We start from the raw sequence: 15,071 nt of genomic DNA on the forward strand, positions 1-15,071 counted from the left end.
TTGAGTTGGGAGGGATTATGATAGAAATTAGAATAAATAAAAAAAGTGGAGTTCCTCTTTACTTGCAGGTTAAGAAGCAAATTATTGATCAAATAAGATCAGGTAAGATTAGAGTTGGTAATAAGATGCCAACGGAGAGGGAATTATCCCAAAGTTTAAATGTTAGTAGAAATACAGTAAGTACAGCATATAACGAATTAGAACAAGATGGGATAATAAAATCATATCAAGGAAAAGGCACATTTGTAATAGAAGAAGTAGCATCGTGGAAAGATAAAGATCTAAAGGATAAAATAGTAAAGGTTTTAGATATAGCCTTAGAAGAGGCCTTAGAAAATGGTATGAGTACACAAGAATTTGTAGAATTAGTAAATGAAAGAGTAAATGAAAAGAATGAATTGATGGAAAAAATGTTATTTGTATATGTTGAATGCAATATAGAACAGGCTAAAATGTTTAGCGATGAATTAAGTAAAAATGGAAATATGAAGGTAATGCCCCTTACAATTTCCCAGCTTCAAAAAATGGATAAGGATACTCAGAGCATATTGAAAAAGTGTCAGGTAATAATATCAACTTTTAATCATGTAAATGAGGTTACTGAGTTAACAAAAGGACTTAATAAACATATTTTTGGAGTAGCGATTACGCCAGACTTAGGAACTATAGTTAAAATTGCACGATATCAAAGTGGAACAAAATTTGGATGTGTCTGCATTTCAGAAGAGTTTATGTTTAAAATAAAAAGAGCTCTTGAAAATGCTGGGTTAGATACTATGAACGTAAAATATACAAATACTTATGATATAGAAAGCTTAGAAAAATTTATTAAAGGTGTAGATGTTATTATAGTTTCTCCAGGTAGGAGGAAAGATGTAATAACTGTAAATAAGGATACAAAAGATGTAATTGAATTTTTATATACATTAGATGACGGCTCGGTTAAAGCAATAAAATCAAAATTAATTGAGATAAAGAGTAATAATTAAATAACGGTTTATTCAATGGGGAAAGGCATCATAACAATATGATGTTTTAAATAAATATTTAGTTAAAACTATCTTAAATAACAATAGCTTAAAATAATTATTAATTTATTAGGAGGCCAAGTTAACATGGAAAAGAAAAATGGCAAAACTGTAGTAATTGGGGTTATTGGTTCTGATTGTCATGCTGTTGGGAATAAAATAATTGATTATGCTATGACAGATGCAGGATTCAATGTAATTAATGTAGGAGTTTTATCTCCACAAGAAGATTTTATTAATGCGGCTGTGGAAACAAATGCAGATGCTATAGTCGTATCATCTCTTTATGGACAAGGCGAAATAGACTGTAGGGGATTAAGAGAAAAATGTGAAGAAGCAGGGTTAAAGGATATTTTACTATATGTAGGTGGAAACATAGTTGTTGGAAAACAAGATTGGGATTCTGTTCATGAAAGATTTAAAAAGATGGGATATGACAAAATATATGGACCAGGAACACCAATTGAAATTACAATAAAAGACTTAAAGAAAGATTTAAAAATAGAAGATTAGTAAACTAATATAAATTTTAAATATTAGTTTGGGGCACATAAATTATTTCAGAGGTGAAAGAAGTGGATGCATACCTATTATTAGATTTTGGTAGTACTTATACCAAGTTAACTGCTGTAGATATAGAAAATGAAGAGATCATAGCTACAGCAAAGGATATTACAACAATTGAAGATGACATAATGATAGGATTTAATAAAGCGTATGAAAAGTTACAAGAACAATTTCAAGGTAAGGAAGTTAATTTTGTAAGAAAGTTAGCTTGTTCATCTGCTGCCGGTGGTTTAAAGATGGTTGCAATAGGATTAGTTCCAGATTTAACAGCAGAAGCTGCCAAAAGAGCTGCTTTAGGCGCAGGGGCAAGAATAATTAATGTTTATAGTTTCGAACTAACAGAAAATGAAATTAATGAGATTAAAAGTTCAAATTTAGATATTATTCTATTGGCTGGTGGAACAGATGGTGGAAATAAAGAATGTATAATTCATAACGCTAAGATGATTGCAAATTCTGGATTAAAAGTTCCAGTAGTAGTTGCTGGCAATAAGGTAGCTAACGATGAAATTGCAAGAATTTTCAATGCTGCTGGAATATTCTACAGCATAACTAAAAATGTTATGCCTCAATTAAATGAATTAAATGTTGAACCAGCGAGAGAAGAAATTAGAAAAATATTCATGGGCAACATAGTAAAGGCAAAGGGATTAGGAAATGCAGAAGATTTTGTTAGTGGTATATTAATGCCAACACCAGCGGCAGTACTGAAGGCAGCAGAGGCATTAAGTTTAGGTACAGATGAAGAAGAAGGAATAGGTGATTTAGTTGTAGTAGACATAGGTGGTGCAACTACTGATATACACTCACTAGCTGATGGAGAACCTTCTAAACCAGGAGTTACGGTAAGAGGATTAGAAGAACCTTTTGCTAAAAGAACTGTTGAAGGAGATTTAGGAATGAGATATTCAGCAGTATCTCTTTTAGAAGCTGCTGGAACAAGAAAATTAAGAAGATATTTAAATGATAAAGAAAGAAAAATAAATGTAGCCGAAAACTGCAATTATAGAAGTGAACATATAAAGATGGTTCCAAAAACAGATGAAGAAATTTTCTTTGATGAAGCTATGGCAAAGGTAGCAACTGAACTTGCCATGGAAAGACATGTTGGAACTGTAGAATCAATATATACGCCATGTGGGCCTATATATACACAATTTGGGAAGGATTTAATGCCAGTAAAATATATGATCGGAACAGGGGGAGTTTTAGTTCATAGTAAAAATCCAGGAGATATATTAAATGCAGGTACATTTAAAATGGAAGATGCAATGCATCTAAAACCTCAAAAACCTGAATTTTTATTAGATAAAACTTATATCTTATCATCAATGGGATTGTTAGCACAAGAATTACCTGATTTAGCTGTTAGATTAATGAAAAAATATTTAGTTAAAGCATAACTTAATTTGAGGGGGTAAGAGCTGTGGATTTAAAAAATAAAAAATGGACTGAAGATGAGTTCTTTGAAATTAGAAAAGAAGTTTTAGGACAATGGGAAACAGGAAAAGAGATAGAAAATATTGAAGATGGTATAAAATATTGTTCAGAGGTACCAGAACATAAAAACTTTGGTAAAAAGTTAATAAAGGCCAAAGAAGCTGGTATCACATTAGCTCAACCAAGAGCAGGGGTTGCATTAGTTGATAAGCATATTGAATTATTAACACATCTTCAAGATGAAGGTGGAGCAGATTTACTACCAAGTACAATAGATAGTTATTCAAGACTAAATAGATATGATGAATGTCAAGTTGGTATAGATGAAAGTGAAAAAGCAGGAAGATCATTACTTAATGGTTTCCCAGCAGTAAACCATGGTATTAAGGGATGTAGAAGAGTTTTAGAAGCTGTTAATATTCCAGTTGAGGCAAGACACGGTACACCAGATGCTAGACTTCTAAGTGAAATTATACATGCTTCTGGTTGGACTTCAAATGAAGGTGGAGGAATTTCTTACAATATCCCTTATGCTAAAAATGCATCTTTAGAAAAGAGTATTAGAGATTGGCAATATTGTGATAGATTAGTTGGAGAATATGAAGCTGCAGGAGTTACAATTAATAGAGAACCATTTGGACCATTAACAGGTACATTAGTACCACCAAGTACTTCAAATGCAGTTGCAATTATAGAAGCATTACTTGCAGCAGAACAAGGTGTTAAAAACATTACGGTTGGATATGGACAATGTGGTAATATAATACAAGACGTAGCAGCAATAAGATCATTAGAAGAACAATGCTATGAATATTTAAAAGCAGCAGGACACGAAGATGTTTACCTAACTACAGTATTCCATCAATGGATGGGTGGATTCCCTTCAGATGAAGCTAAAGCTTTTGGGGTAATATCTACAGGTTCAGCAGCAGCAGCACTTGCTGGAGCAACTAAAGTTATAGTTAAAACACCACATGAAGCTATTGGTATTCCAACAAAAGAAGCTAATGCTCAAGGAATTAAAGCTACAAAAATGACATTAAACTTATTAAAAGGACAGAAAATGCCAATGTCTAAAGAATTAGAAACAGAAATAGTTTTAATAAAAGCAGAAACTAAATGTATGATGGATGAATTATTTAGACTTGGAAAAGGCGACTTGGCAGTAGGTGTAATTGAAGGATTTAAAGCAGGAGTAATAGATATTCCATTTGCACCAAGTAAATGGAACAATGGTAAAATGATGCCAGCTAGAGATAACAATGGTGCTGTAAGATATCTAAAATTTGGTAACGTTCCATTTACTCAAGAAATAAAAGATTACAACGCTAGGTTATTACAAGAAAGAGGAAAATTTGAAGGTAGAGAAGTAGGATTCCAAATGACAGTTGATGATATATTTGCTGTAGGAAAAGGAGTTCTAGTTGGAAGACCAGAAAAAAAATAAATTTGCATGTTAACTTCCGTAGATCATATAGATTTACGGAAGGCTTTCCAAATAAATAAAAAATAAATTTTTAAATTTAAAAAGATGGGGGCTTATTTAAATGAAAATTGTAGATGTTGTATGTTCAGCAGGAAGAACTGGTTTCTATTTTGATGACCAAAGAGCTATAAAAAAAGGTGCAGGTCATGATGGTTTTACTTATGTTGGAGAACCTGTAACAGAAGGATTTACTTCAATAAGACAATCAGGTGAATCAATTTCAGTTATGTTAATACTTGAAGATGGACAAGTTGCTTTTGGGGACTGTGCAGCAGTTCAATATTCAGGTGCAGGGGGAAGAGATCCACTATTCTTAGCTAAAGACTTCATTCCAGTAATAGAAAAAGAAATAGCTCCAAAATTAGTAGGAAGAGAATTAACAAGCTTTAAAGAATTAGCAGAAGAATTTGATACAATGCAAATTAACGGTAAAAGATTACACACAGCAATAAGATATGGTATAACTCAAGCTATATTAGATGCTGTATCAAAATCAAGAAAAATAACTTTAGCAGAAGTTATCAAAGATGAATATGAAACTGGTAAAGAAATTAAGAGAATACCTATCTTTACTCAATCTGGAGATAACAGATATGAAAACGCTGATAAAATGATAATTAAAGGTGCAGACGTTATGCCTCATGCTTTAATTAACAATGTGGAAGAAAAATTAGGTAAAGATGGTTCTAAACTTTTAGAATATGTTAAATGGTTAAGAGATAGAGTTATAGCTTTAAGACAATGCGAATGCTATAGCCCAGTATTCCACATTGATGTTTATGGAACAATAGGTGCTGCTTTTAATTGTGATACAAAGAAAATGGGAGATTACTTAGAAAAATTAGCAGAAGCTGCTAAACCATTCAAATTAAGAATAGAAGGTCCTATGGACGTTGAAGATAGACAAAAACAAATGGAAGCTTTAAGAGATTTAACTGCAGAAGTTGATAAGAGAGGTATTAATGTAGAATTAGTTGCTGATGAATGGTGTAATACATTTGATGATGTTAAATTCTTTGCAGATAATAAAGCTGGACATATGTTACAAATTAAAACTCCAGACCTAGGTGGAGTAAACAATATAGCAAAAGCTATTTTATATTGTAATGAAAAAGGTGTAGGTTCTTACTGTGGAGGAACTTGTAACGAAACTAATAGATCAGCAGAAGTAACAACAAACATAGCTATGGCATGTGGAGCTACTCAATGCTTAGCTAAACCAGGAATGGGTGTTGACGAAGGATACATGATCGTTAACAATGAAATGAATAGAGTTGTTGCTCTTGTAAATAGAAGAAATAAATAGTTGATAATGACTTATATGTAATATAAAAAGGCAGTTTATTATAAACTGCCTTTTATCCAATAATTCCATAGTATAAATTGGAGGAAATAATAATGAGAGAAATTAATGTGTCTGAAATTACAAATACCATAAAGGAATTATGTATAAAAGCAAATTATTATTTAGCAGAAGATGTTAAAGATAGAATAAAAACTGCACATAAAGAAGAAACTTGGGATACAGCTAAAGGAATATTAGACAAAATTATTACAAACTTCAATATAGCGCACGATGAGGATAGACCAATATGTCAAGATACAGGAATGGCTTGCGTATTTGTTGAAATTGGACAAGAAGTTCATATAGTAGGTGGAGGTTTAGAAGAGGCTATTAATAAAGGTGTGGCACAAGGATATACAGAAGGATATTTAAGAAAATCAGTAGTAAAAGATCCAATAAATAGAGTAAATACAAATGATAATACACCGGCTATAATATATTATAATATAGTACCAGGAGATAAATTTAAGCTTACAGTTGCACCAAAAGGATTTGGTTCAGAAAATATGAGTCAAATCAAAATGTTAAAACCAGCAGATGGTCTTGAAGGTGTAAAAGAATTTATCTTAAAAGTTGTAAAAGATGCAGGTCCAAATCCATGTCCACCAATTGTGGTTGGGGTAGGAATTGGAGGAACATTTGATAGAGCAGCTAATATGGCTAAAAAAGCATTAACAAGATCCTTAGATGAAAAGAATCTAGATGAATTTTATGCAAACTTAGAGGCGGAATTGTTAGAAAAGATAAACAATTTAGGGATTGGTCCTCAAGGTTTTGGTGGAAAAACTACGGCTCTTGCTGTGAATATAGAACACTATCCAACTCATATTGCAGGTCTTCCAGTAGCAGTTAATATTAATTGCCACGTAGCAAGACATGCAGCACGAGAACTATAATAAAGGGTTTGGAGGAATATAGAAATGGAAAAGAGAATAACAACTCCTTTAACAGCAGAAAAAGTTAAAGACCTAAAAGCAGGTGATACCGTTTTAATATCAGGGGTTATATATACATCAAGAGATGCAGCACATAAAAGATTAGTAGATTTATTAGATGAAGGAAAAGAACTTCCTATAGATATTAAAGATGCGATTATATACTATGTTGGACCAACACCAGCAAAACCAGGTCAAGCATTTGGCTCAGGTGGACCAACTACTAGTTATAGAATGGACCCATATGCACCAAGACTTTTAGATGAAGGTTTAAAAGGAATGATAGGTAAAGGCTTAAGATCAAAAGAAGTAATTGAGTCCATGAAAAAAAATACAGCAGTTTATTTTGGAGCTATAGGTGGAGCAGCTGCATTAATAGGAAAATCAGTACAAGAAGCTGAAATAGTAACATATGAGGATTTAGGTGCAGAAGCATTGAGAAGATTAGTTGTAAAGGATTTTCCTGCTGTTGTAGTAATTGATAGTGAAGGAAATAATCTATATGAGGAAGGCCAAAAGGCTTACCTAGACTCTATAAAATAAAATTTGAGGTGAGACTTATGGAAATACTAAAACCAGCTAAGGCGGGCACAATGGAATCAAATGATATATATATTATGGTTATGCCTAATGAAAATGGCATAAAACTAGAACTTGAGAGTATAGTTATGAAACAATTTGGTGAAGAAATTGAAAGAGTTATAAGACAAACCCTAAAAGAATTAGATGTTAAAGACGCTATAGTAAGGGCTCAAGATAAGGGTGCTTTAAATTATACAATTAAGTCTAGGGTTGAAACAGCAGTAAAAAGGGCTAGTATGTAAGGGGTGACTATTGATATGAAAAGATTAAGAAGAACTATGTTATTCATGCCAGGAAATAATCCAGGGATGTTACAAAGTGCAGATATATTAGGAGCAGATTCTATAATATTAGACCTAGAAGACGCTGTTAGTTTAACAGAAAAAGATGCAGCAAGAATTTTAGTTAGAGAAGCAATAAAGAGCCTTCATTATAAAGGTGTAGAAGTAGTAGTGAGAATTAATCCATTAGATACAGAGTATGCAATGGATGATATAGAAAATATAGCGAAAGTAAAACCAGATACTATTTTAGTTCCTAAAGTTACAGAGGATGCTATAGTAAAGGTAGACAAAGAACTTACAAGAATAGAAAAAGAACAAGGATTTGAAGAAGGAAGTATTAGACTATTTGGACTAGTAGAAACAGCTTATGGTGTTGAAAATGTTTACAACATAATAAAATCTTCAAACAGAGTTGAAGGGATATTATTAGGTGGAGAAGACTTAACATCAGATTTAGGAGTTAAAAGAACAAAACAAGGTGATGAAATTCTTTATGCAAGAAATAAAGTATCAATGGCTTGTAGAGCATTAAGAGTTGATTCTATAGATACACCATTTACAGATACTAATGATTTTGAAGGATTAAGAAAAGACACAGAAAAAGCTAAAAACTTAGGCTTTACAGGAAAGGCATCTATAAATCCAAGACAAATAGATACAATTCATTCAGTATTTGCTCCAGCAGCAGCAGAAATTAAACATGCTCAAAGAGTTATGGATGCTATGGAAGAAGCTAAAAGGGAAGGTAAAGGAGTATTCTCACTAGACGGAAAAATGGTTGATGCTCCAGTTATAAATAGAGCAAAAACTACTCTTGAATTAGCAAAAATTCTAGGACTTATCTAATTAAGTTGTATACTAAAATAGTAAGTGAGGGATATATCATGAAAAATGTTCTTGGAAGAGAATTACCTGAAGTTATAGAAGGGTATGGAAAGGTAAAACCTTTTGAAGGAGCTTTTGTTCATGTTGGCGAATGTGAAAAGAGAGCTCTAAAAATAAAATCTACAAAACCAGGAGAAGACAAATTAGTTAATTCTCTTGATGAATTATTAAATAAATTAGAATTAAAAGATGGTATGACAATAGCATTTCACCATCATTTAAGAAATGGTGACTATGTTTTAAATATGGTAGTAGAAGCTTTAGCTAAAAGAGGAATTAAAAATCTTACCATAGCAGCTAGTTCTATATTCCCAGTACATGCTCCACTAGTAAAATATATGGAAGATGGAACAGTTACAGGCTTATATGCAGCTTATATGTCAGGACCAGTTGCTATAGCTGTATCAGAAGGTAAGTTAAAAACACCAGCAGTAATGCATACACATGGTGGAAGAGCAAGACTTATGGAAAGTGGCGATTTACATGTGGACATTGCTTTCTTAGCAGCTCCTACAGCAGATGAATATGGAAATATTAATGGAGTAGAAGGTCCATCAGCGTGTGGATCATTAGGATATGCAGAAGCAGATGCTGAATTTGCAGATACAGTGATTGCTATAACAGATAATTTAGTGCCATATCCTGCATGTCCAATAGAAATAACACAAAGTTGTGTGGATTATGTGTTAAAAATTGATAGTATTGGAGATCCAGCAGGAATAGTTTCAGGAACAACTCAAGTTACAAAAGATCCAATAGGATTGAAAATAGCTAAAATGGCATCTGATGCAATGGTGGCTTCTGGATTAGTTAAAGACGGATTATCATTCCAAACAGGGGCAGGGGGAATCTCTCTAGCAGTTGCATCAGAACTTAAAGAATACATGAAAAAAGAACAAATTCAAGGAAGCTTTGCAGCTGGTGGAATAACTGGTTATATGGTAGAAATGTTAGAGGAAGGACTATTTAGAAATATATTTGACGTTCAATGTTTCGACCTTAAAGCAGTTAAATCAATAAAAGATAACCCAAAACATATGAGTATGTCATCTTCAATGTATGGAAATGCTCTAAATAAAGGGGCAGTTGTAAATAAACTAGACATAATGATTTTAGGAGCAACAGAAATTGATACTGATTTTAATGTAAACGTAACTACAGCATCAGATGGAACAATAATGGGAGGTTCTGGTGGACATAGTGATACTGCAGCTGGTTCTAAATTAGCTATAGTAGTTACAAAACTAGTTAAATCAAGAACTCCAATAATTAAAAATAGAGTAACTACAGTAACAACACCAGGTGAAAGTATAGACATGGTTGTAACTGAAAGAGGTATTGCAATTAACCCAAGAAGAAAAGACTTAATAGAAAAATTAAAAGATACTAGACTTCCAATTATGACTATAGAACAATTAAAGGATCTAGCTGAAAATATGACAGGTAAACCTAAAGAATTAGAGTTTACAGATGAGGTTGTAGCAGTAGTGGAATACAGAGATGGAACAGTTATAGACGTAGTTAGAAAGGCAAAATAAATAATATTAAAATGAAAAATTAAAGTGCGTAAAACAAAATTTTTTAATGTGTGTTAAAAAATTATAATTTAAACAATAAAATAATTCATGAATTAGGAAAAGATTGTGTTTCTGGCCAGAACACGATCTTTTTTATTTATTATGTATTTTATAAAAATAAATGTATTTAAGATAGAGAATTCAATAGTATATTACTAGTAAATAACACATTAAATAAAAAATATTGAAAATAATCAAGATATACTGTAAGATTTAAAATAAGTTTGTAAAATTTAAATTTTAGAGGGGAATATAAGGGAATATGGATAATTTTATAACTAGATTTTTTGATAAATCTAAAATACAAAAAATAAAAAACAAATGGGGAAAAGAAAGTAAACAAAAAAGAAATTTCAAGCAAATTAGTGGATTGTTTAGTGAATTAAAGAAGTATGAAGAAATTGACTTTTTCATAGATGACCAAACCTTTGAAGATTTAAATATGAAAGACATTTTTTCAAAAATTGATAGAACCAATACAACAGTAGGTCAACAGGTTTTATATAATATTTTAAGAACACCATTATTAGATGAAGAAAAATTAAGATTAAGAGACAAATACATAGAGTTTTTTCAAAATAATCCTAAAGAAAGAGAAAAGGTGGAATTAGAATTATTTAAAATAGGAAAAAGTAATAGTGAAGTTTTCGATTTAATTTGGGATGATTTAGATGGAGATAAGAATATAAAATATTTGTTTTATATTTTACCGTGTATTTCTATAGCTTTAATAGGAAGTATATTTGTAGTAGGCTTCTCAAAGGTTATGCTTCCATTGGTTTTAGATTTTGCACTTAATACATATTTTCATTTTAAAACCCAAACAGTTATAGGTGCTTATGTAAATTCTATTAAATATCTAGGAGCTATTATAAAGGGTGCAGGGAAAATAGGAAATTTAAATATAGATGAATTAAAAGAATATGGTAAAATTCTAAAAGAAAATTCTAATGCTTGTAAAGAGATAACAAAAAAGTCAGGATTATTAGGTGAATCTAATTTAGGGGAATTGGCAGATTCGATTCGTCAATATATAAATGTATTATTTCTAGTAGAAGAAAGAGCATATTTTAGAGTAATAGGTAAACTTAAAGACAAAAAAGAAGAATTAAAAAAGATATATCTAACATTAGGTGAAGTAGATTCATTGATTTCAGTAGCATCGTATAGAGAGGAATTACAGGAATATTGCAAGCCAGAACTTATACACGAAGGTAAATTTATAGAAGCTAAAAACTTAAAACATCCATTGGTTGAAAATGCTATTGGAAATGATGTACACATGAATAATAAAGGAATAATATTAACAGGATCAAACATGTCAGGTAAATCAACTTTTTTAAGAACTATAGGAGTTAATTCAGTATTGGCCCAAAGTATTTTAACATGCACAGCCGATGAGTATAAAGCCTCATATTTTCATATTTTAAGCTCAATAAGTCCATCAGATAATTTAGTAAGCGGAAAAAGTTATTATTTTGGAGAAGTAGAAGCTTTATTAAGAATAATTAAAAAGTGTAATGAAGAAGTTCCAACATTGGCATTAATAGATGAGATATTTAGAGGTACTAATCCAGTAGAAAGAATTAGTGCAGCATTAGAAATACTAAAATATTTAGATAAAAATAATTGTCTAGTAACAGTAGCGACACATGACTTGGAACTTACAAAACTTTTAGTAGAGGAATACGATTCCTATTATTTTAGAGAAGAGGTAGAGGGAGATAAACTTATATTTGATTACTTAATTAAAAAAGGAGTATCACCTACTAGAAATGCTATAAGAATATTAAAGTTCATAGGTTATCCACAAGAAATTGTTGAAAATGCAGAAAAAAGAATACTAAATTGTGATTAAATTTAAGGTAACACTTGATTTCTCCTAGATATACTATATACTATAATTAATTTACACTACAGGAGGGATTATAGGCATGAAATTAAATATATGTGTAGACATAGACGGAACTATTACGGATCCTTACTATTGGTTAAAATATGTTAATCCATACTTTCATACAAATTTAAAATCAGAGGATATAGTTAAATTTGATATTTGTAGGATATTAAATATTGATGATGAAACATATAATGAATTTTACGACGAATTAGGAGAACAAATTCATTCAGATAATATACCTAGAGATTTTGCTGTACAAGTTTTAAATAAACTTGCTAAAGAGCATAATATATATTATATAACTGCAAGACCTGATAAATATAGACAAGTTACTGAAAAGTGGCTTTATGAAAATGGGTTACCTAAAGTACCAGTATATATGATGGGACATCATAATAAATCTGAACAGGCTAAGGAACTAAAATGTGATATATTTGTAGAAGATAGATATAGAAATTCTGTGTTTTTGGCAAAAGAAGGAATTAAAGTGTTAATGTTAGATACTAATTATAATAGGTATCCACTAATTAATAATATGACTAGAGTGCTAGGCTGGCAAGATGTTGAAAAAGAAGTTGAAAAAGTTATTAATAAATAGAATTAAATTTTAATAATATATAAGTACAAGTAACTTACAGATGTAGTTCATTCTGTAGGTTGCTTTTTTTGTAGCCAATAAATTTTTATTTAATAATATATATTATAAGTATTTTTATAAGAAGGTGGAATTTTTTAATGATATATTTAGATAATGCGGCAACAAGTTTTCCTAAGCCCGTTGCTGTAGGTGAAGAGGTAAAAAAGTGTATAGATCATTATGCAGGAAATCCAGGAAGAGGAAGTTATGAAATTGCAAATTTAGCAGGAGATAAAGTATCGGAATGTAGGGAACTTATAAGTGAATTATTTAATATAAATAGTCCTATGAATGTTGTTTTTACAACTAATGCTACGGAAGGATTGAATGAAGCTATAATAGGAATATTGAGATCAGGAGATCATGTAATTACAACAGCTTTGGAGCATAATTCGGTATTACGACCACTTAAATATTTAGAGTCAAAAGGAGTAGAAACAACCATAGTTCCTATAAATCATGAAGGAGAACTTAATTTAGTTGATATAAAAAGTAGCTTAAAAAAAAGTACAAAAATGATAATAATAAATCATGTATCTAATGTGTTAGGTACTATACAAAATATACATTCTATAGGCGAATTATGTAAAGAAAAAGGATTAATATTTATGGTAGATGCATCTCAAAGTGCAGGAAAATTAAATATAGATGTAAAAAAAAATAGTATAAATATACTTGCTTTCCCTGGGCATAAAGGATTATTAGGACCACAAGGGGTAGGAGGACTTTATATAGATCCTAAAATTCAAGATGAAATAAGACCGATTAAGTTTGGTGGAACAGGAAGTAAATCTCTAGATTTAAATCAACCTAGTTTTTTCCCAGATATATTAGAAAGTGGCACCATGAATGTACCTTCAATTGCAGGGTTATGTGAGGGAATAAAGTTTTTAAAAAATGAAGGAATAGAAAAAATTTATAAAAAAGAAGAGAAACTTATGCATTATTTAATTGAAGAATTAAATAAACTTCACTATGTTAAAATATATGGTAAATTAAAAGCACCAAGAGCAGGAGTTCTTTCAATTAATATAGATTATTTGGATCCATCAGATGTAGGATATTTTTTAAATAAAAGAGGAATAGCTGTAAGAACTGGATTTCATTGTGCAGGAATGATTCATAAATATTTAAAAACAGAACGGATGGGAACTGTTAGAATAAGTCCCGGATATTTTAATGATTTCAAGGAGATTGAAAAAGTCGTAGAAGCGATTAAAGATATATATGAGGAAGAGTTTACATCATAGATCTTTATTAAATAAAAAAATATTGTAGTTTTGCTATAAAAAATGCCTACAAAGAAAAAATCTTCTTTGTAGGCATTTTAAATAAATTACATTTAACGAACTGGTATGATTTCTGATGAAGAACCAGTAGGTGCAGGTGTTGGTGTTGGTGTTCCTCCGGGAGTATTACCTGTATTAGGAGGTGTACTTGTAGGAGGTGTTGAGCTAGGTGGAGTACTACTTCCAGAGGAACCTACACAATTAAATATTGAAAAATTAATTGGTGGATATAAGTCACTAGTATTTGTACTATTTATACATTTAGTACAAGGACATATTTGTGTAGGAGGCGTAGTTGAATTTCTTCCATTTTCGAAGAAACCATAAAATGGAACTAGCATTTGTACATTTAATTCACATTTTGTAATTAACGTATAGCATAATGTGAAATATACTGTGACATCAACCTTTTGTGATGAACCAGAAGGTGTTGTAGAGAAATAAGCTGATGAGTTAGTTAAATCAGGCAATATTTCTAATTTAAATATTGGTTGACTTTCAGAGGTACTGTTTGATCCACCAGTAGATACAGAAATTTGAGACTGAGATTCAGGGCAATTTAATGTTACTGATTCTGTTAATCCAGATAATGTAACAGGTATAGAAACATTAGTATTTCCTTGTAAAATATCTGCAATAAATTGTATATTATAGGTTACAGTTACAAGTTTTTGAGTAGGTGATATTTGAGTTGCAGATACATTAGTTATAGAAGCTTGAAAGTTTCTAAACTCACGGAAATTTAAAGGTGTATTAACTGGAACATTTGATATAACACCATTAAGTCCGGGAATAGTAGACTGATTCGGTGGACATATTGGCGGTTGTATTTTAAGTCTAGGATCATTTTTATCCATTAAACATTTCTTTTGTATAACTTGATCATAAACAAGAGGTACTTGAATAGCTACTATTTGTTGATATTGTTCAAACCCAGTATATTGGGGAAAGTCAGTTATATCTATAGGGCAATTGATTTGATTAAGTGGCATTAAAGCCATAATATCATCCTCCTTAAATAATTTAAAAAAATAATTTAAAAATTATCTAATAATATAATATGATTTATTGTAAATTTGGTTCGATAAAATCATATTTTTTTGTTTTAAGTAATAT

At 30.8% G+C, this 15,071-nt stretch carries 14 protein-coding genes; 13 read left to right on the forward strand and 1 reads right to left on the reverse strand.

Annotated features, from left to right (window positions below; all coding sequences use genetic code 11):
* Positions 1-17 precede the first annotated feature (17 nt).
* The 13 genes from QOZ93_RS05895 to QOZ93_RS05955 all read left to right on the forward strand — a co-directional run bounded on the left by QOZ93_RS05895 (position 18) and on the right by QOZ93_RS05955 (position 13,916).
* Complete coding sequence (locus tag QOZ93_RS05895; RefSeq protein WP_307355485.1) at positions 18-989, forward strand: GntR family transcriptional regulator; 972 nt, start codon at positions 18-20, stop codon at positions 987-989.
* Between the two features lie 126 nt (positions 990-1,115).
* Entirely contained in the window at positions 1,116-1,541 is a 426-nt protein-coding gene (glmS, locus tag QOZ93_RS05900; protein ID WP_111944062.1) for a methylaspartate mutase subunit S, read from the forward strand.
* 62 nt (positions 1,542-1,603) lie between these two features.
* Entirely contained in the window at positions 1,604-2,998 is a 1,395-nt protein-coding gene (glmL, locus tag QOZ93_RS05905; protein WP_307355529.1) for a methylaspartate mutase accessory protein GlmL, read from the forward strand.
* A gap of 23 nt (positions 2,999-3,021) precedes the next feature.
* Positions 3,022-4,482, forward strand: coding sequence for a methylaspartate mutase subunit E (locus QOZ93_RS05910; protein WP_307355486.1), 1,461 nt, complete (start codon positions 3,022-3,024; stop codon positions 4,480-4,482).
* Positions 4,483-4,582: 100 nt separating this feature from the next.
* On the forward strand, positions 4,583-5,827 hold the full coding sequence (locus QOZ93_RS05915) for a methylaspartate ammonia-lyase (RefSeq protein WP_307355487.1): 1,245 nt from the start codon (positions 4,583-4,585) through the stop codon (positions 5,825-5,827).
* Between the two features lie 92 nt (positions 5,828-5,919).
* Entirely contained in the window at positions 5,920-6,762 is an 843-nt protein-coding gene (locus QOZ93_RS05920; RefSeq protein ID WP_307355488.1) for a fumarate hydratase, read from the forward strand.
* A gap of 24 nt (positions 6,763-6,786) precedes the next feature.
* Positions 6,787-7,344: a Fe-S-containing hydro-lyase gene (locus tag QOZ93_RS05925; protein ID WP_111944057.1), complete on the forward strand. Its 558-nt coding sequence runs from the start codon at positions 6,787-6,789 to the stop codon at positions 7,342-7,344.
* A 17-nt stretch (positions 7,345-7,361) separates the two neighbouring features.
* Positions 7,362-7,625: a citrate lyase acyl carrier protein gene (gene citD, locus QOZ93_RS05930; protein WP_111944056.1), complete on the forward strand. Its 264-nt coding sequence runs from the start codon at positions 7,362-7,364 to the stop codon at positions 7,623-7,625.
* 15 nt (positions 7,626-7,640) lie between these two features.
* A complete protein-coding gene (locus tag QOZ93_RS05935) occupies positions 7,641-8,513 on the forward strand; it encodes an HpcH/HpaI aldolase/citrate lyase family protein (protein ID WP_307355489.1) in 873 nt (290 codons plus the stop codon).
* 38 nt (positions 8,514-8,551) lie between these two features.
* Positions 8,552-10,090 carry a citrate lyase subunit alpha gene (gene citF, locus QOZ93_RS05940; protein ID WP_307355490.1) on the forward strand — a complete coding sequence of 513 codons (1,539 nt, stop codon included), beginning with the start codon at positions 8,552-8,554 and terminating at the stop codon, positions 10,088-10,090.
* Positions 10,091-10,391: 301 nt separating this feature from the next.
* Positions 10,392-11,987, forward strand: a complete 1,596-nt coding sequence (locus QOZ93_RS05945; RefSeq protein ID WP_307355491.1) for a MutS-related protein — start codon at positions 10,392-10,394, stop codon at positions 11,985-11,987.
* A 76-nt stretch (positions 11,988-12,063) separates the two neighbouring features.
* A complete protein-coding gene (locus tag QOZ93_RS05950) occupies positions 12,064-12,627 on the forward strand; it encodes a 5' nucleotidase, NT5C type (protein WP_307355492.1) in 564 nt (187 codons plus the stop codon).
* Between the two features lie 137 nt (positions 12,628-12,764).
* The gene (locus QOZ93_RS05955; protein WP_307355493.1) at positions 12,765-13,916 is read left to right on the forward strand and encodes an aminotransferase class V-fold PLP-dependent enzyme; all 1,152 of its coding nucleotides are present in this window, start codon (positions 12,765-12,767) and stop codon (positions 13,914-13,916) included.
* Positions 13,917-14,008: 92 nt separating this feature from the next.
* Here QOZ93_RS05955 and QOZ93_RS05960 read toward each other — a convergent pair whose 3' ends face one another.
* Complete coding sequence (locus tag QOZ93_RS05960) at positions 14,009-14,956, reverse strand: hypothetical protein (protein ID WP_307355494.1); 948 nt, start codon at positions 14,954-14,956, stop codon at positions 14,009-14,011.
* Positions 14,957-15,071 lie beyond the last annotated feature (115 nt).

Source organism: Hathewaya limosa, assembly GCF_030815255.1.
GTDB lineage: Bacteria > Bacillota > Clostridia > Clostridiales > Clostridiaceae > Hathewaya > Hathewaya limosa.